A 17,697-nucleotide genomic window follows, 5' to 3' on the forward strand; every position below is an offset into this window, starting at 1 on the left:
TCTTAATTTTACCGAAACAATTTTTGAAAATAATTTCAGGGAATAAACATGAGTATTCTTCTCGACAAAAAGACACGTGTTATTGTTCAGGGAATTACCGGCGGTGAAGGTTCGTTCCATACCCGTCAGATGATTGAATACGGAACAAATGTTGTTGCCGGAGTTACTCCGGGTAAAGGCGGACAAAAATTCGAAGATACAAGCCTTCCGATCTTCAACACAGTTGCCGAAGCAGTAAAAGAAGTAAAAGCAGATGCATCGGCAATATTCGTTCCCCCGGCTTTTGCAGCAGACGCAATACTTGAGTCGGCTAACGCAGGAATAAAACTGATAGTCTGTATTACCGAAGGAATCCCAGCAAAGGATATGATCGACGTTTACAATTCGATAAAAGGTAAAGGCGTAGTGCTTATAGGCCCGAACTGCCCGGGACTTATTTCACCGGGAAAGGCCAAAATAGGAATTATGCCGGGATTTATACATAAACAGGGAAAGATCGGCGTCGTAAGCCGCAGCGGAACCCTAACCTACGAAGCCGTTAAGCAGCTGACCGATTTAGGGATCGGGCAATCAACATGCGTCGGGATCGGCGGAGACCCGGTAATCGGTTCACAGTTTATCGACATTATCAAACTTTTTAATGAAGACCCTTCAACAGAAGGAATTGTGATGATCGGTGAGATCGGCGGAAGCGCTGAAGAGGAAGCCGCGCTTTTTATTAAGAAGAATGTTAAAAAGCCGGTCGTCGGATTTATTGCAGGGCGAACAGCACCTGCAGGTCGCCGCATGGGTCATGCAGGAGCAATTATCTCAGGCGGAAAAGGAACAGCGGCTGAAAAAATGGCGGCAATGAAAAAAGCAGGAATTCTTGTTATTGAAAGTCCCGCCGAAATCGGCGTAACAATGAAGAGAGCTTTAGGAAAAAGCCCGAAGGCAAAAGTCAAAAGTGTGAAAGCAAAAAGCCTTAAAAACAAGGTAAAGAAACTAAAGGTAAAAGGAAAAAGTAAAAAAGCCGTAGTAAAGAAAACAGTCAAGAAGATTCTAAAGAAAAGGAAGTAATCCATAAACGTTGAAAATCAGGAGATTAAATTGAGCAACAGAACATTAGCGATTCTAAAACCGGATTGCACAAGAAAAGAATTAGTTGGAAAAGTAATTACACATATTCAGGAAGCAGGATTCAAGATCCTTGGGCTTAAGATGGTCCGACTTCAGAAGGATTCCGCCAAAGGATTCTATGAAGTACATAAAGAGAGGCCATTCTTTAATGATCTTATCGAGTATATGACAAGCGGCCCATGCGTACCGATAGTTCTCGAGAAGGAAAACGCGGTAGAAGAATTCCGGAAATTAATCGGTGCTACCGATCCGGCAAAGGCAGATGAAGGTACAATCAGAAAGCTTTATGCGTCGAACATTCAGGAAAATATTGTTCACGGTTCGGATTCGCCTGAGAATGCCGCCAAAGAGATCTCTCACTTCTTCTCACGTAAAGAACTCCTCGAAATAAACGGCTGGCAGTAAAATTAATTCTCCCCTTTGGCTTTTTAAACCAGGGGGAGATAAACTTAATAATCAAAACAGGAAAATCATGACAAAGAAATTTTTATTATTGTTAACAGCATTAATCATTCTTATCGGCTGCGGTAAATCCGAAGAGAAGAAAGAGTCGGGCACTACACAGGCAGAGTCCTATGAATCGATTCAGTTAGAAGAAGCCAACGTCCAGCTCCGATATAATTTTTCTAAAGGCGACAAGCTTAAATACAAGCTTACAACAATTACAACATCCGATGAGTCGATTAAGGCCGATACTATCATCAACACAAAACTTTATCAGACTATCACTTACCTTTTTGACCTGGAAGTTCTTGAAGTTGATGATGATAAGACTGCAGATTTTTCGGTTAATATATCCTCAGTGGTTCTCGATGCGAACCTGAACGGCCAGGAAGTAAAATTCGATTCCAAAGCGGAGAACACAAACGAAGAGAAGCTTAAATTCATCGAATACGCAACTATCTCCAACTCACCATACCGCGCACGCGTAAGCAGCCGCGGTGAAGTCTTTGAGGTTACAAGGCTTGATAAGATGATTGATAAAATGGTTCAGCTTCAGCCGCAGGCCCAGCAGCTTACTTTAGAGCAGAAGTCGCAAATCTCTAAGAACTTAAGCGAATCGGCATTGCGTCCAATGACACAGTTACTATTCAGAGAGCTGCCGGAAAAACCGGTTGCGAAAGATTCATCCTGGATTAAAACTTATCCTGCACAGATGAGCGTATTTGCAGTTGAGAATAAAGCTACTTTTACGGTAGATGACTTTATAAGCTTAGACGGAGACAAGGGTGCTAAGATAAGCGCCGATCTTAGTGCAACATGGACCGGAGAGAAAAAAGGTGTTGAGGAAGGAGTAAATTATTCGTTCAAAGATCCGGTTATTGCAGGAAACGGAATGATCATATTCAACATCGAAAAAGGCTTCTTGAAAAAGGCAGAGACACTTACCTCCATCGAAATGGAAGTTGAAGTAAAGGCAAAGGATTCAACACAGAAAATGCAGACTTCAGTCAGGAGTGAAAAATCGACAAATAAAAATATTGTTGAGATGCTCTGATTGGAATAAAGTATTTAAGAAGAAGCACGCCTATTTAAGGCGTGCTTTTTTTTATTTCTTTATATCGACAACTACTTTAGAACCTTCAACACTTTTAACAACAATCCGGCTCTTATTTTTAATATAATCACCTTCGGTAACCACGTCTATCCTGTTCCCCTCAATAATAGCAGTGCCCGAAGGCCTTAAGTCTGTGAGGGCTTCTCCTTCCATTCCGATAAAATGTTCAAACTGCGGTTTAGCCGCATAGCCGGATTTGGAGGCAACCTGTTCATTTAATATAAGTTTATTCCACATATCTGTCTTTGGTAAAAATTTCAGAAGGAAAAATATTACAACAAAAGTAAAAAGGAAAGTAAGTCCAAGCTGAATTATGGCAAGAGAAATTAAAGTCCAGTCGATCATCTTAAAATCCGACAGGAGTCCAAGGAAAAGTCCTCCTACCATAAAAATGATGCCCAGGATTCCGAATATTCCGAATCCGGGGACGACAAAAATCTCTACAATTATAAAAATCACTCCTACAACAAAAAGCAGAATTTCTATTATCGATGCAAGTTCCAGAATATATCCTGCACCGAAGAAGATAGCTAGGCAGACAACTCCGACAGTTCCTGCCAAACCCCACCCCGGTGTTTTTATCTCCGTATAAAGTCCGATAAGTCCAAGCATAATAAGCAGAGAGGAGATAATCGGATTATTAACAAACCTTACAAAATCTTCAGCCCAGTTTGAGTCGAGCGTTACAAGCTCGGCATTTTTAAGTCCGAAATTTTCTTTAACCTGATCGATACTAGTTAGCACGGTATCGGCCATACGGTATTGAAGCGCTTCTTCCGAAGTAAGCGTTACAAGTTTAGTGCTGTCGTCTTTGATATCAGGTATAACGATAGTTTCGTCAACCATTCCCTGGGCGATATCGGTACGCCGACCATTTTTCTCGGCAGTAGCGCGCATTTCCGAGCGCATATAGGATTGATATTTCTCGGATTGTTTCTGGCCAGTCTGATCGACAACCGAGGAGGCACCCATAGAAGCCCCGGGTACCATAACGATTTTTTCACATGAAAGAGCTATCAGAGCGCCGGCTGAGATTGCCCTTTTATCGATGAATGCGATCGTACGGATTTTGCTGTTGAGGATTGCATCTTTAATCTGGGTCGCAGCGTCTACCCTACCGCCAAATGTATTTATCCTGAAAATTATTGCTGCGGCAAAATTCGTTTCAGCTTCTTCAACCACTCTTCTGATATAAGGGGCGAGTCCAAGATCGATATCCCCTTCGATATTTGCATAATAGACTTTTTCCTGAGCACTTGAAGCAAAAGATAAGACAAGGACAAACAGAAGGATCAACCGTTTCAATTTCTTTCTCCTAAAGGTAAAGTAGATAAAATCTCAACAGTTAATTACTTAAAATGAAGCAATTATTCAAGACTTAATTATTTATTATGAAAAGCATAATTAAGCATTTTGTAGACTAGTTTGGCTGCTACAAAATTAGATGACGAATGAGATTTTGAAGGCGCAAGTTCAACCACATCGAATCCGACAATATTTTTATCCTGACCGACGATTTTAAGAAGATTCATAGTCTCATCCCAGAATAGTCCTCCCGGTTCAGGAGTTCCTGTAGCTGTTAAAAACGAAGGATCGAAACCGTCTACATCGAATGTGATATAAACGTTATCGGTCAGAGACTTCGCGACCAATTCCTGCCAGTTATCGCCGTACATTCCGAGTTTAATCTCGCGGGAATAGAAGGTTCGAATATTATTTTCTTTTCTGAAGATGGCCTCATCCTTACATTGAGCGCGGATTCCGACCTGAACAATCTTTTTATTGAATTCAGCTACTCTTGCCATTACGGACGCATGCGAGTGGATAGAGCCCTCATAGCTTTGACGCAGATCCGAGTGGGCATCGATCTGGAGGATAGAGAGGTTTTCATATTTTTCATGATGAGCCTTAATCGGGGCGACAGAAAGTGAGTGTTCGCCGCCTAAGGTAACTACAAACTTACCGGATTCAATATGAAAAGAAACTTCCCGGTAGATCTTATCGATAGCTTTCTGGATAGAGAGCTTTCCGAAATTAAGAGGTTCAAGAGTGCAGATTCCCTTTTCAAAACATAACTCACGGTTCATCTCTTCGTCATAGAATTCGACATAGTGGGAAGCATTCAGAATTTCTTTAGGACCGGCTCCGGTTCCTTTTCCGTAACTGACGGTTTTTTCGAGAGGGGCTGAAACGATAATAATTTCCGAATTTTTATAATTAGAATATTTTTTATCGATAGCCAGAAAATTCTGTTTAATGCCGAGTTCTTTCATTGTTTGAGAGTCCTTTAACAATTTTGTTAATACCATAAATAAAGTGACTAAAAGTGCCTTTGAGAATAATAATTCTACAAAGGCACAAAGTCACAATCCAAAACTATTCTTTAACTACAGAAGCGATAGCCGAGCGGTCGAATTTCATTTTAACGTTATTGCCGACATCGATAAGGCAGGTTTTTTCCTCGAGGCCTGCAATTGTTCCGTAGAGTCCGCTGCTTAAAATCACTTTATCCCCTTTTTGAACAGAAGATAAGAGTTTATCTCTTTCTTTAGCTCTCTTCTGCTGGGGTCTGATGATCATAAAATAAAAAATCGCGAAGATAGCGCCGAACATAATCAGGGTGCTAATTAAACTTCCTCCGCCTCCGCCCGATCCATCAGGCGGCGGAGCCATTGCCAGTAATATTTCCACTTATTCCTCCTTAATTAATTGATTGTACATTTACAGAAATTATTTTTGAATAATTGTTTTTCCATTCGACGAACGATCCGTCATTTATTCTCTTCCTAGCCTCACGAACCAGATTAAGGTAAAAAGTAAGATTGTGAATTGTAGCCAGTTCCAATGCCAGAATTTCCCTTGCGTTGAAAAGATGCCTAAGGTACGCTTTAGAAAAATTACTGCAGGTATAACAGTCGCATGCCCCGTCAAGCGGAGTGTAATCATCTTTATATGCGGCATTACGCATCGAGACAATTCCCCTCGAGGTAAACAGATACGCATTGCGTGCGTTGCGCGTAGGCATAACGCAATCGAACATATCGATGCCTCTGGCAATCGCCTCCAGAATATTCTCAGGTCGTCCTACACCCATCAGGTACCTCGGTTTATCCTCCGGCATTAAACCGGTAGTGAAGTCGACCAGATCATACATTAAGTCCATCGGCTCGCCCACTGCGAGTCCGCCGATAGCATAACCGTCGAAACCGATCTTAAGAAGATCATTAGCGGAGCTTTCCCTTAAATCTTTATAAACACTCCCCTGAATAATTCCGAAGAGGGACTGATCAAATCCGTAGAGAGGATTGGAGTTTTCGAAGGCTTCCTTGTTTTTAAGAGCCCATTTTGTAGTCAAGTCTTTCGATTTTTTCGCATAATCATATTCGCACGGGAAAGGAGTGCATTCATCGAGCGGCATTATAATATCGGAACCGATACTTCTCTGAATTGCGATCACTTTTTCAGGCGTAAAAAAATGTTTGGAGCCGTCGAGGTGGGAACTGAATTCCACACCGTCCTGTTTTAATTTTCTCAAATCAGCCAGACTGAAAATCTGGAATCCGCCGCTATCGGTTAAGACCGGCCTTTTCCAGTTCATAAATTTGTGGAGCCCGCCCGCATCCTCCAGAATTTTTGTACCGGGGCGCAAGTAGAGATGATAAGTATTTGAAAGAACGATCTCAGCATTAACATCCGACTCTAGTACTCTCTGAGTAACGGCTTTAACAGTCCCCTGTGTTCCAACCGGCATAAAGATCGGGGTCTCAATTACGCCATGAGCAGTAGTAATAGAGCCGGTCCTTGCCTTAGAATTAGTGTCTTTTTTTTTCAGGGAGAATTTTAACAAATCAACAACTTCAAAATTTGGTGCAAAAGATAAGGTTATTTTAGCTTTTCTTCCATAAAAAGCCGTCAAAGTTAATTACAGCAGGAACAGATCCTTCTGATTTTGATCAGGAACAGGGCATTGAGCTCTGGATCCGAATATTTTATACCGATTTCGGGCAATTATATCATAGAAAAAATCGTTTATTTTTTCAGGCAGAAATCTAACAATACTTAAGGCTTTCCACGGGTATTTCAGTTTACTGAAGATCCTTCCAATTGCCTCCGATTTTAGATAAACTTCTTTCCTTTCAAATAATATCACCGAATTAAACGGTGTTGTCAGATATGGTTTGATTTTATCGATTCGCGAGGCATAAGCAGACTGAAGATGAGAATACCTTAAAATTTTTTCTTTATCGATACTAATCAGTAATCTAACCAGACCATTGCAGAGATTACACTGCCCGTCTATAAAGATAACCGGGTGATCCATTACGGTTCAACCTTTCCGGTATAATCGCTTATACCGTACTCAAGGTTAAAAACTTTTTCGAATCCCATCTTCTGCATATGAACCGCCGCATGGTAGCTCCGGTTACCGGAACGGCAATAGATAAAATAAGTTTTATCCCGATCGAGCTTATCGACCCGGTTAATAAAATCGGGTTTATAGATATCGATTAGAATTGAGTCCGGAATTCTAACCTGGTCAAATTCCTCCTGGGTTCTAACATCCAGGAGAACCGAATCCTCAGTTTCAGCGGCCATTTTTTCAAACGATTCCGAATCAAGGTTAGCAACATTATTTTTACTGCCAAAGAGCATCGAAAGCAGTGAGCCCATAATTTCCTTTTTTTATAGTTAAACGAAAGGTGAGTTAAAAAAGTTTATTCCTCCGGCAGAACCGAGAGTTTTAGCAGGTCGATCTTTTTCTTATCCGATTTCAGGATCAGTATCGAGTAGTTATCTATCTTAAACGTTTCCCCCTTGTAAGGGATTCGTCCTAAGCGGGATGTAACAAATCCGGCGATCGTTTCAAAATCCCCTTCCTCATCAATTGAGAAACCGTATTCCTCGTTTAAATAATCGATCTCGACCTTTCCACTTAGAATGTAGGTAGACTGGTCAGTCATTTTTGCAACCTTCTCTTCTTCATCGTACTCATCGCTTATTTCGCCGAAGAGTTCTTCAATCAGATCCTCGATCGTTAGAATTCCAGCAGTACCTCCGAACTCATCAACAACGACAGCTAATGTAAACTGTTTCTCCAGGAATTCATTAAGCATTTCGAGGCTCTTTTTAGTATCGGGAACAAAGACAACTTCTCTAATCATCGAAGAGATACTTTCAGGTTTCTTAAAAAAGTCCTTTAAGAGGACCATTCCCTTAATATTATCGAGGTTATCCTCATAGATTAACAGTTTGGAGTACCCTGTTTCGATAAACTTATCCATCACCTCTTCGAGTGAGCTGGAAATATCTACTCCGGCGATATCGGTCCGGGGAGTAATAGCTTCATATACTCTCTGTTCTTTAATCTCGATGACGCGGGAGATAATATCCGACTGGTCCTCATTCATTCTGCCAGCTTCGCTGCTCTCTTCAATCAGGTTTTGAATCTCCTCTTTGTCAAAAATCTGTAGTATCTCCTCTTCCTCCCTTTTATTCATTCTGCTCAGTACCGATGAGATTTTAGAGGTTATTTTGACCAGCGGATAAAGGATAAATAAAACGAACCTGAGCGGGATTGCCGAAAGAAGTATAAGGCTATCGGCAAGCTCACGACCGATAAATTTAGGCAGGAGTTCACCGAAGAAAAGAATAATAAGTGTTGTGATAATCAGTATCTCAAATTCTTCAAGCCCGAAAGCAGATAAGAGAAACACAGAAGTTAGAGAAGCAAATGCAACATTTACGATATTATTTGAGATAAGGAGTGTAGAGAAGAAAAGATCCGGATTTTTAATAAAGTAGTGTGCATTCCTCGCATAGAGATTATTTTTTCTTGAACGGATCTCAATCTTAATTTTGTTGGAGACTATATATGCTATTTCCGTTGATGAGAAAAACGCGCTTAATAAAACAAGTATAATCAGGAATAAGTAATCGAAAAACATTTTTTCCTTGGTCCGGCTTTAAATTATGAATAAATAATATAGAGTGATACAAAAATATAAAGGATTAGGTTGATAGTCATCGGCAGATCGTTCAAGATCGCCTCGATTACATTCTCACCTTTATTTTTCTTTATTGCAATGAACATATACCTGAAAATTCCGAATATTACAAAAAGAGTTGTAAAGACAAACTCCTCCGATCCGAATGCTTTAATAGTCCTTTCGGCTACGGAGTAGAAAGCATAACTGATAACAACACAGGTTGAAGTAACGGCAGCGATCATATCTATAAACGGAAGTGAATAGTCTTTGAGAACCACCCGCTGAATCGATGGGTCGGGAATGCTTGCGAATTCTACCCGGCGTTTCATAACGGCAAGAAAGAGCGACAAGAATATAGTTGTAAGTATAAGCCAGTTGGATAAATCGACATCAATTATAACAGCGCCGCTTACCACCCTTAAGAGAAATCCGGAGGCAATTGAGAATATATCGGCAATAACAATTTTTTTAAGGTAAAGTGTGTAAAGAAGATTGATCAGAACATAAGTCCAGATTATCAGAATAAATTTATTATTCAGAAGAATCGTAAAGAGTAATACAATTATAAAAAGTACAAATAGAAGAAAAGCCGCACGGGATTTGTTCAATTCCCCTGAGGCAACAGGACGGTTTTTTTTTAATGGATGAAGCCTGTCGCTATCAGCATCGATTATATCGTTGAATACATAAACCATTCCTGAAGCAATGGAGAATGCAATAAAACCGGAGGCAACCGTTAAAATGTAATCGGTATGGAACAGGTGTTTGGAGAATACAAGCGGTACAAAGACAAAAATATTTTTCAGCCAGTCCGATAATCTTAAAATTCTTATGTAAGGTGAAATTTTAGAAAACAACCGCTTCCTCATATGTCCCGAAATGTATTTTTAGTACTTCAACCATTTCACCTAAAGTAACATAATTTTCTGCCGCTTCAACTAATAAAGGCATCAGGTTCTGATCCGACGTAGCCGCCGCAGCAATTTTCCTGATACTCTCTTCAACTTTTTTATTATCGCGTCTTGCCTTAAGAGAAGCAAGCCTTTCCTTCTGTTTCTTTTCCACACCGGGAGAGATCTGAAGAATCGGTATATCAATTTTCGAATCCCCTTCAACAAAATCATTTACGCCGACAATTATTTTTTCTTTCCTCTCAAGTTCTTTCTGGTAGCGGTAGGCAGAATCAGCAATTTCTTTCTGGAAGTACCCTGATTCAATCGCAGGGATAACGCCGCCTAAATAATCGATCTCATCAAAGATTTTATTTGCTTCTTCTTCCATCTTTTCAGTAAGGGATTCAATAAAATAACTTCCGCCCAGAGGATCGACGGTATTGATAACCCCTGTTTCATATGCTAAAAGCTGCTGAGTCCGGAGAGCAATCTTTACAGCTTTTTCGCTTGGAAGAGCGAGAGTTTCATCCATCGAATTAGTATGCAAGGATTGAGTTCCGCCAAGGACTGCTGCAAGTGCCTGGAATGCGGTTCTTACAATATTATTTTCGGGCTGCTGGGCTGTAAGTGTGCATCCGGCAGTCTGTGTATGAAATCTTAGCCACCACGACCTTGGATTCTTCGCACCGTATTTTTCTTTCATTCGCTTAGCATAAATTTTACGCGCTGCCCTGTACTTTGCTATCTCCTCGAAGAAATCAAGATGGGAGTTGAAAAAGAACGAGAGCCGGGGTGCGAACTCGTCGATATCCATTCCCCGTTCGAGGCATGCCTCAATGTAAGCAAATCCGTCGGCAAGCGTATAGGCAAGTTCCTGGACCGCTGTTGAACCGGCTTCCCTTATATGATATCCGCTGATTGATACCGGATTCCACTGCGGTACTTCATTGGTGCAGTACTCAATCATATCGGTAATAATTCTCATTGATGGTCTCGGAGGGAAGATATATTCTTTCTGAGCGATATATTCTTTAAGTATGTCGTTCTGAAGTGTCCCTCTTAATTTATCGAATGAAACTCCCTGTTTTTTTGCAACGGCAAGATAGAACGCAAAAATCATTGCAGCAGGAGAATTAATAGTCATCGAAGTTGATACCTGTTCGAGGGGAATACCGTCGAAAAGAATCTCCATATCCTCAAGCGAAGAGATAGCTACCCCGCAGATTCCAACTTCCCCTTCACTCATCAGAGCGTCGGCATCCCATCCCATAAGCGTAGGAAGGTCGAATGCAACCGATAGACCGGTCTGGCCGTGTTCCAGAAGATATTTAAATCTCCGGTTTGTATCCTCCGGTGTTCCGAAACCTGCAAACTGGCGCATTGTCCAGATCTTACCGCGGTACCCGTTAGTGTGGATTCCCCGTGTGTAGGGATATTCCCCCGGAAAGTTGATCTCATTCAGAAAATCGATTTGGGAAATATCATCGGGAGAGTAAAGAGGTTTTATCTGCTGACCCGAAACAGTAGTATACTTCCAGTTATTCTCTTTGGCAGATTTTAATTTATCTTCGAATTTTTGAGCTGCTTTTTTATATTCTTCCATATTTTCCCTTTGCAGATGAAAATTTAGATAAATCCGTTAAGTGATTTTGAAATAAGATACAAAACTCAGGAAGTTCGTCCAAATCTTTTATCAAATTCCTGGATCGGAATTTTTATTACAATCGGCCTTCCGTGCGGACAAACATACGGCATAGAGGTGGCAAAGAGCTTATCGACCAGGATACGCATCTCCTTTTCACTGATCCGGTCGCCAGCCTTTACAGCAGCTTTGCAAGAGAAAGATTTGGCAAGGTTATCGCGCACCTCGAGCTGTTTTTCCTGCTGATTTTTTCTGTATTCATGCAGGATCTCTAACATCGTATCAGATTCATGTTCAGTCTTTATATCAGAAGGAATACCGATAATTTCGATAATATTTTTGGACTTAAACTTAACTGAAAAACCGAGATTCGTTAAATAAGGTTCAAGTTCTTTCGTCAATTGATAATCGGCCGGATCGACTTTGATGCTCTGAGGAAATAACAGATGTTGTGAAAAAGGGATATTGGCTTCGAAAGATTGAAGCGCCTTTTCGTATAGGATCCGCTCGTGAGCTACATGGAAATCGATTATCATCAGTCCGCTTTTAATCTGCGAGAGGATATATTTATTATGAAGAAGTACAATAAACGGAGAATCATCGGAGACCAGGGTATCGGATTGATGATAGATCTCTTTCTGAGAATTATTACCGAAAGGATGTTCCACCGAACCCGACGGAGCTGCAGTTTTTATTTCCCGGTTCAGGTTTTCGAAGAGCTGGTCTATTTCACTTTCGGAAAAAATCGAACGGTCGCGGGAGGGTTTTTCTGTTACAGGACGGTCGGAAAAATCACTTCTTATTCTGCTCTCCGGAGAAGAGAAACTGAGTGATCCATTCACATCTGTAGTACTATCGAATGAAACAGTCGGTACAAGGTCGTAGCTTCCAATAGTTTTCTTAATAACGGCATTAACAAACGAATAGACTTGTTTTTCATCCTCAAATTTAATCTCAAGTTTTGAAGGATGAACATTCACATCAACTTTTTTATGATCGATTGAAAGGAATAGAATAAAGAATGGATAATCACCTTTCTCCATCAGGTTCTCATAGGCTGAAAAGACGGAATGATTAATTATCCTGCTCTGGACATAACGGTTGTTTAAGAAAAGATACTGTTCTCCTTTACTTCTTCTCAGGTAAGCCGGTTTAGTGATAAATCCGGTGAGACTTAAGTAATCTGTAATTTCATTTACTTCAAGTATTAAGTCGACAATATTTTCACCGAATACTGATTTCAGTCTTTCTTTATAATCTCCGGCGGGAAGGTCGAATATAATATCATCATCGTTAAAAAGTCGGAATGAAATATCAGGATGACTTAGTGCAATCCTCTTAAAAATCTCGACAATATGTTTCAATTCTGTAGAATTACTTTTAAGAAAATTTCTTCTGGCAGGAACATTATAAAATAGATTTTTAACGGTTACAGAGGTGCCTACCGGCATAGAATCTTTTTCTTTAACAATTCCCGATTCCTCACTAACCCTGATAGAGACACCAAGTTCATCTGAATGAGTTCTTGATTTAAGTTCGAATATGGAGACAGCGGCAATTGAAGCAAGCGCCTCACCGCGGAATCCGAGTGTTTTAATAGCCTGAAGGTCCTCAACCGAACTGATCTTGCTTGTAGCGTGCCGTTCAATGCAGAGGATTGCATCCTCTTCGTTCATACCGGGGCCGTCGTCAACAACCTGTATCAGGTTTTTACCGGCGTTTTTTACGATCACTTCGATTGCAGAAGAACCGGCATCAATTGAGTTCTCCATCAATTCTTTTACAACCGACTCAGGTCTATTAACAACCTCGCCGGCGGCAATTTTATTGGCCAGATTTTCAGGAAGTATTTTGATTTTTCTGTTCAAAATTTTATTCAACTATTCTTTTATAATTTTTAATTCTGAATCCATTCCGTTCTTCAACAGATTCAATTTCCCAACCGGACATAATAATTTCCGGGAAAAACCGGTCTCCTTCGGCTGTAATATCCACCTCGGAAATAATCATCTTACAAGCCAGATTAATCGTTTGATGGAAAATTTCCTCCCCGCCGATTACGAAAACTTTGTTCTCATTTTTCCTGATGCAAAAATCCAGAGCCTCTGAAACCGAGTTGCAAATTACAACGTTTGGGTGAGAAAATGAAAAGCCGGGATTTCGGCTCAGGACAATGTTAAGCCGGTTTTCAAGAGGTTTTTTGAGGGATTCGAAAGTTTTTCTACCCATCACAATTGGGAAACCGGCGGTAGAATTTTTGAAATGAATTAATTCTTCTTTAATATGCCAGGGGATTTTTCCGGAATGACCGATCACATTATTCTTCGAGACGGCAGCGATAATTATTATTTCCAACAATTCCTTTTCAATCTCTAATTTCGAAAGACAACATTAAGAAATCTTTTCTGACCCGCAACAATAGTAACATTTTGATTTATTTCCGCATAGCCGGTCAGCCGGAGTTTTACAGAATAATGTCCCGGCTGCATGAATAGAAGACTATCGGGAGTAGTTTTACCAACACGGTTATTATCAAGAAATATTTCCGCCCCGCGCGGAATGGAATTGATATAGAGTTTACCGGTATTCAGATTTTCGGAGAATTCGACGATGTCCTCTCTGCAACCCGTAAGGCATATAAGGGACAAAACAAAAACAAGCGGTTTCACAATTCTCATTTCTCCCCCCGGAGTCTTTTTGAAATACAGGTCTAATATTTTCTATCAAAGGGGAAAAATCAATACAATAATTCAGTCACAATAAATTCAGACAATTTAAAGCAAATTACATTATTCCCACGGTTTTTTAATTCCGAGCCGGTCGAGTTTCTCCTCGAACTCCATTCTTTCAATATTCTTAGAAAATCTGTTATCAATTATTTTCAGCCAGCCGAACTGATCGGCAAGTTTCACCGCATTTTCATTATCACCGGCATAAATTCTACCGAGAACTTCAATCTCCTGTTTCGAGAAACTAAGAGCGTTCATTCTATAATCCTTAAATGCTTCCCACGCAACCGGGCACCATCTGTTAACGATCTCATTGCCTATTACGTTTGCAAAAGAACGGATTTCAAACTGAGCGTGCGATTCCATCCGGAGTGCAAGGAAATGGAGCAGATTCTGAAGATCGATTTTCCAGTATGCCTCTGTATACGTTGAGAGCGGAAGGTCTTTTCTAGCCTGTTCGCGTGCAACGCCGAGAGAAAGTCTTTCCTGGTAGATTTCGCGCGCAAAATTCTGAAGCTCGTTCTCCCTTTCGGAAAGTTTAGAACCGATTTCTCCCGGGAAAAATCCTTCGCTTCCCTGTTTGTTATCTTTAGCCTGCATACGCCACTGGGATTCGGGGGTTTTCTGAGAAGCATCGATAGCAATTGAATAACGGGTGGAGTATTCATTAACATTCGCAGTTCTATGTCTAATCCACTGGCGCCATGTATCCATAGGAACACGGAGGTGAAGTTTAATCTCGCACATTTCGAAAGGTGTTGTATGATGATGTCTCATCAGGTAACGAATGAGTCCGCGGTCTTCGGAAACTTTCTTGGTCCCTTTGCCGTATGAAACTCTGGCTGCCTGAACAATCGATTCGTCGCTTCCCATATAATCGACAACCCTGATAAAACCGTCGTCGAGTACAGGAAATTTCCTGCCGAGGATCTCATCAAGAGCAGGTACTTTTATTTTTTCAAGAAGTTCGAATTTTTCTTCCATCGATTTCCCTTCAGATTTATATTTCGAATAGATAATGAATAGTGCGAGCGCAATATAATTCAATTATTAAATTTATGCTTCAGGATTTTTTAATTGAAGTAGAACTTCAGATCAGATTTTTGAATGCCTCAACCAGATTTTTTTTAGTCTGAAGAAGGTCCTGAGAGATAATTTTAACCTCGCCTAAAGCGGGCATAAAGTTTATATCGCCGTTCCACCGGGGAACGATATGAAAGTGAAGATGGTCGTCAATTCCTGCCCCTGCAGCTTTACCCAGGTTTGCGCCGATATTGAATCCCTGCGGTTTCATTACGTGGTTGAGGGCTTTCATGGAAAGTTTTACTGCGGTCATCATTTCAGAGAGTTCATTTCCGGTCAGCTGATCAAACTCCGATAAATGCCTGCGCGGTACAATCATTAGATGTCCGCTGTTGTAGGGATAAAGATTTAGAATAACATAAGAGTATTTAAGATCGAGTACTTTAAGACAGGAGTCGAGTGATAAGTCCTGTTTATCGGCGAGGCAGAAAATACACTCACCCGATTTTTCCTCTTTAAACGAATCGATGTAATTCGAACGCCAGGGTGACCATAATTTTTCCATATTATCCTCAAATAAAAAAAGGAGTTTATCCCGATATTATTCCGGAACAAACTCCTAAAAAAGTACAAATTAAATTATTCTTCTTCTTCCTGTTTCGACTTCTGATATTCTTCGATAATCTTGCCTTCAATTTCCTTTGGCACTTCCTCGTAATGAGAGAAGGACATTGCGAACATTCCCCGTCCCTGCGTTAAGCTTCTGAGCTGGGTAGAGTATTTATGAAGTTCAGCCAAAGGAACTTTAGCTTTAATTATCTGGAACGGGCTTTCAGAATCCATTCCCTGGATTTTTCCTCTGCGGCTGGAAATATCGCCCATTACATCGCCCATATATTCTTCGGGTATTTTCACGGTTATATCGTAAATCGGTTCTAGGATAATAGGTTTTGCTTCCATGAATCCTTTTTTAAATGCCTGGGAGGCGGCGATCTTGAAGGAGACTTCATCGGAATCGACGGAGTGATATGTTCCGTCGAATAGAGTTACTTTAACATCTACTACCCTGCTTCCGGTTAAGATACCTTTAGTCATAATCTCTTTCAGACCTTTTTCTACGGCAGGTACGAACCTTCCCGGTACAACGCCGCCTACGATAGCATCAACGAATTCGTATCCGGATCCTCTTGGTACTGGTTCCAATTTCAAATGAACGTGTCCGTACTGACCGCGGCCGCCGGATTGTTTTTTGTGTTTATATTCGGAATCGTCGCATCTTCCGCGTATTGTTTCTCTGTATGGAATTCTCGGTTCAACAAGATCAACTTCAACCCCATAGCGGTCCTTCAACAATTTAATCGCGAGATTCAGCTGGAGTTCGCCCTGGCCGGAAACGATAGTCTGTGATATTTCCGGATCGAATCTCGAGATAAGTGAGGGTTCCTCTTCGTGTGCAGTGTGCAAAGCAGCGGATATTTTATCTTCATCCCCTTTCGCTTTCGGTTTTACAGCGAAACGGATAACCGGTTCGGGGTATTGAATTTCAGGAAGTACAATCGTAAAGTTTTTAGAACAGAGAGTGTCTCCGGTATGGCTGTCTTTAAGTTTTACAACCGCACCAATGTCGCCGGCCTGAAGTTTAGATACTTCCTTCCTGTTTCTTCCGTTAAGAACGAAGATCTGTCCCATCCTTTCAACTTTATCCTTATGGGTATTGATAAGGTCCATACCGGGTGTCATTGTACCGGAATAGACTTTGAAAATTGAAAGTTCGCCGACATGCTGTTCGGAAAGAGATTTAAATATAAAGAGAGCGGGTTCGCCGTTAGGATTACATTTAATCTGGACCTTATTGCCGCCGTCTTTCATAGCCGCTTCGATCGGTTCTCTTTCAGTGGGAGCCGGGAAATATTTAGAAGCAAAATCGAGAAGTGTATTGGCACCAACACCTCTAGAAGCAGAGAAGGCAAATGCCGGGATAAGACTTCCTTTAACAATTGCTGTTTTCAAACCCAGGTTAAGCTCATCCTCAGTAAGTGTTCCTTCTTCAAAAAATTTATTCATCAGTTCTTCGGAGGACTCGGCAACTTTTTCAATCAGTTCTTCTCTCAATTTATCGGCTTGAGCTTTGACATCACCGGGTATATCAGCTTCGGTTATTTTCTTGGAACCGGATTCATCGTAATTAACAAGTTTCATTTTTACAAGGTCGACCACAGAATTGAAATTCAATCCTTCTTTAGCCGGGAAAGAAACAACGGTTACATCTGAACCGAGGCGGTTTTTCGCCATTTGAACGGTATCGAAGAATTTTGAATGTTCGTTATCAACTTTGTTTACAACAACAGCAGCCGGGAGTCTGTTTTTCTTAACATATTCCCATGTTAATTCTGTACCGACTTCAATTCCTTCCGCGCTTTTAATTACGGAAACGGCAAGGTCGGCAACCTGAAGGCTTGAAATCACCTGGCCGATAAAATCGGGGAAGCCCGGTGTATCAAGGATATTAATCTTGGAATTATTCCATTCTAAATGAAGAGGTGATGCGGCAATGGAGATCTGCCTATCAATTTCATTCTGATTAAAATCGGAAGTGGTATTTCCCTCTTCAATCTTACCAATTCTATTGATTTCACCGGCAGTAAAAAGCAACAATTCAGAAATCGTAGTTTTTCCACTTCCACCATGACCAACAAACGCTATATTTCTTATAGCTTCCGGATTATACTCTTTCAATATGATATCT

The 17,697-nt window shown here is 40.8% G+C and carries 18 protein-coding genes; 3 read left to right on the top strand and 15 right to left on the bottom strand.

Features of this window, described 5'->3' with window-relative positions:
* Positions 1-48 precede the first annotated feature (48 nt).
* From sucD to PLZ15_11005, 3 genes are all read left to right on the top strand, one after another.
* Complete coding sequence (gene sucD, locus PLZ15_10995) at positions 49-1,059, top strand: succinate--CoA ligase subunit alpha (protein HOI30270.1); 1,011 nt, start codon at positions 49-51, stop codon at positions 1,057-1,059.
* 30 nt (positions 1,060-1,089) lie between these two features.
* Complete coding sequence (ndk, locus tag PLZ15_11000) at positions 1,090-1,524, top strand: nucleoside-diphosphate kinase (GenBank protein ID HOI30271.1); 435 nt, start codon at positions 1,090-1,092, stop codon at positions 1,522-1,524.
* Between the two features lie 67 nt (positions 1,525-1,591).
* Entirely contained in the window at positions 1,592-2,617 is a 1,026-nt protein-coding gene (locus PLZ15_11005) for a DUF6263 family protein (GenBank protein HOI30272.1), read from the top strand.
* 51 nt (positions 2,618-2,668) lie between these two features.
* On the opposite strand, the gene PLZ15_11010 is transcribed toward PLZ15_11005, so the two are convergent.
* The 15 genes from PLZ15_11010 to fusA form a co-directional block, all read right to left on the bottom strand.
* On the bottom strand, positions 2,669-3,982 hold the full coding sequence (locus PLZ15_11010) for an NfeD family protein (protein ID HOI30273.1): 1,314 nt from the start codon (positions 3,980-3,982) through the stop codon (positions 2,669-2,671).
* Between the two features lie 77 nt (positions 3,983-4,059).
* The gene (gene speB / locus PLZ15_11015) at positions 4,060-4,950 is read right to left on the bottom strand and encodes an agmatinase (protein ID HOI30274.1); all 891 of its coding nucleotides are present in this window, start codon (positions 4,948-4,950) and stop codon (positions 4,060-4,062) included.
* A 103-nt stretch (positions 4,951-5,053) separates the two neighbouring features.
* The gene (gene yajC / locus PLZ15_11020) at positions 5,054-5,368 is read right to left on the bottom strand and encodes a preprotein translocase subunit YajC (GenBank protein HOI30275.1); all 315 of its coding nucleotides are present in this window, start codon (positions 5,366-5,368) and stop codon (positions 5,054-5,056) included.
* Between the two features lie 10 nt (positions 5,369-5,378).
* A complete protein-coding gene (gene tgt / locus PLZ15_11025) occupies positions 5,379-6,524 on the bottom strand; it encodes a tRNA guanosine(34) transglycosylase Tgt (protein HOI30276.1) in 1,146 nt (381 codons plus the stop codon).
* 75 nt (positions 6,525-6,599) lie between these two features.
* A complete protein-coding gene (locus PLZ15_11030; protein HOI30277.1) occupies positions 6,600-6,998 on the bottom strand; it encodes a DCC1-like thiol-disulfide oxidoreductase family protein in 399 nt (132 codons plus the stop codon).
* Positions 6,998-7,348 (bottom strand): rhodanese-like domain-containing protein, encoded by a 351-nt coding sequence (locus PLZ15_11035; GenBank protein HOI30278.1) that lies wholly within the window; start codon positions 7,346-7,348, stop codon positions 6,998-7,000. The genes PLZ15_11030 and PLZ15_11035 overlap by 1 nt, the downstream gene beginning before the upstream one ends.
* Before the next feature lie 44 nt (positions 7,349-7,392).
* Positions 7,393-8,622 carry a hemolysin family protein gene (locus PLZ15_11040; protein ID HOI30279.1) on the bottom strand — a complete coding sequence of 410 codons (1,230 nt, stop codon included), beginning with the start codon at positions 8,620-8,622 and terminating at the stop codon, positions 7,393-7,395.
* A 23-nt stretch (positions 8,623-8,645) separates the two neighbouring features.
* Complete coding sequence (locus tag PLZ15_11045) at positions 8,646-9,521, bottom strand: decaprenyl-phosphate phosphoribosyltransferase (GenBank protein HOI30280.1); 876 nt, start codon at positions 9,519-9,521, stop codon at positions 8,646-8,648.
* Positions 9,511-11,160, bottom strand: coding sequence for a methylmalonyl-CoA mutase family protein (locus PLZ15_11050; protein ID HOI30281.1), 1,650 nt, complete (start codon positions 11,158-11,160; stop codon positions 9,511-9,513). The genes PLZ15_11045 and PLZ15_11050 overlap by 11 nt, the downstream gene beginning before the upstream one ends.
* Before the next feature lie 65 nt (positions 11,161-11,225).
* A complete protein-coding gene (gene mutL, locus PLZ15_11055) occupies positions 11,226-13,067 on the bottom strand; it encodes a DNA mismatch repair endonuclease MutL (GenBank protein ID HOI30282.1) in 1,842 nt (613 codons plus the stop codon).
* Between the two features lie 4 nt (positions 13,068-13,071).
* Positions 13,072-13,554: a dihydrofolate reductase gene (locus PLZ15_11060; protein HOI30283.1), complete on the bottom strand. Its 483-nt coding sequence runs from the start codon at positions 13,552-13,554 to the stop codon at positions 13,072-13,074.
* Between the two features lie 17 nt (positions 13,555-13,571).
* Positions 13,572-13,877, bottom strand: a complete 306-nt coding sequence (locus PLZ15_11065; GenBank protein ID HOI30284.1) for a PEGA domain-containing protein — start codon at positions 13,875-13,877, stop codon at positions 13,572-13,574.
* 111 nt (positions 13,878-13,988) lie between these two features.
* Positions 13,989-14,912: an FAD-dependent thymidylate synthase gene (gene thyX, locus PLZ15_11070; GenBank protein ID HOI30285.1), complete on the bottom strand. Its 924-nt coding sequence runs from the start codon at positions 14,910-14,912 to the stop codon at positions 13,989-13,991.
* A gap of 106 nt (positions 14,913-15,018) precedes the next feature.
* On the bottom strand, positions 15,019-15,516 hold the full coding sequence (locus PLZ15_11075) for an HIT domain-containing protein (GenBank protein HOI30286.1): 498 nt from the start codon (positions 15,514-15,516) through the stop codon (positions 15,019-15,021).
* Between the two features lie 74 nt (positions 15,517-15,590).
* Positions 15,591-17,687 carry an elongation factor G gene (gene fusA / locus PLZ15_11080; GenBank protein HOI30287.1) on the bottom strand — a complete coding sequence of 699 codons (2,097 nt, stop codon included), beginning with the start codon at positions 17,685-17,687 and terminating at the stop codon, positions 15,591-15,593.
* Positions 17,688-17,697: the final 10 nt, after the last annotated feature.

This window comes from Melioribacteraceae bacterium, from assembly GCA_035362835.1.
In the GTDB taxonomy this organism is placed as follows: domain Bacteria; phylum Bacteroidota; class Ignavibacteria; order Ignavibacteriales; family Melioribacteraceae; genus DSXH01.

Coding starts and splice junctions, on each gene's coding strand:
- speB (HOI30274.1), bottom strand. CDS start 4,950: ATGAAAGAACTCGGCATTAAACAGAATTTTCTGGCTATCGATAAAAAA.
- PLZ15_11075 (HOI30286.1), bottom strand. CDS start 15,516: ATGGAAAAATTATGGTCACCCTGGCGTTCGAATTACATCGATTCGTTT.
- PLZ15_11040 (HOI30279.1), bottom strand. CDS start 8,622: ATGTTTTTCGATTACTTATTCCTGATTATACTTGTTTTATTAAGCGCG.
- sucD (HOI30270.1), top strand. CDS start 49: ATGAGTATTCTTCTCGACAAAAAGACACGTGTTATTGTTCAGGGAATT.
- PLZ15_11005 (HOI30272.1), top strand. CDS start 1,592: ATGACAAAGAAATTTTTATTATTGTTAACAGCATTAATCATTCTTATC.
- PLZ15_11050 (HOI30281.1), bottom strand. CDS start 11,160: ATGGAAGAATATAAAAAAGCAGCTCAAAAATTCGAAGATAAATTAAAA.
- thyX (HOI30285.1), bottom strand. CDS start 14,912: ATGGAAGAAAAATTCGAACTTCTTGAAAAAATAAAAGTACCTGCTCTT.
- PLZ15_11030 (HOI30277.1), bottom strand. CDS start 6,998: ATGGATCACCCGGTTATCTTTATAGACGGGCAGTGTAATCTCTGCAAT.
- PLZ15_11065 (HOI30284.1), bottom strand. CDS start 13,877: ATGAGAATTGTGAAACCGCTTGTTTTTGTTTTGTCCCTTATATGCCTT.
- PLZ15_11035 (HOI30278.1), bottom strand. CDS start 7,348: ATGGGCTCACTGCTTTCGATGCTCTTTGGCAGTAAAAATAATGTTGCT.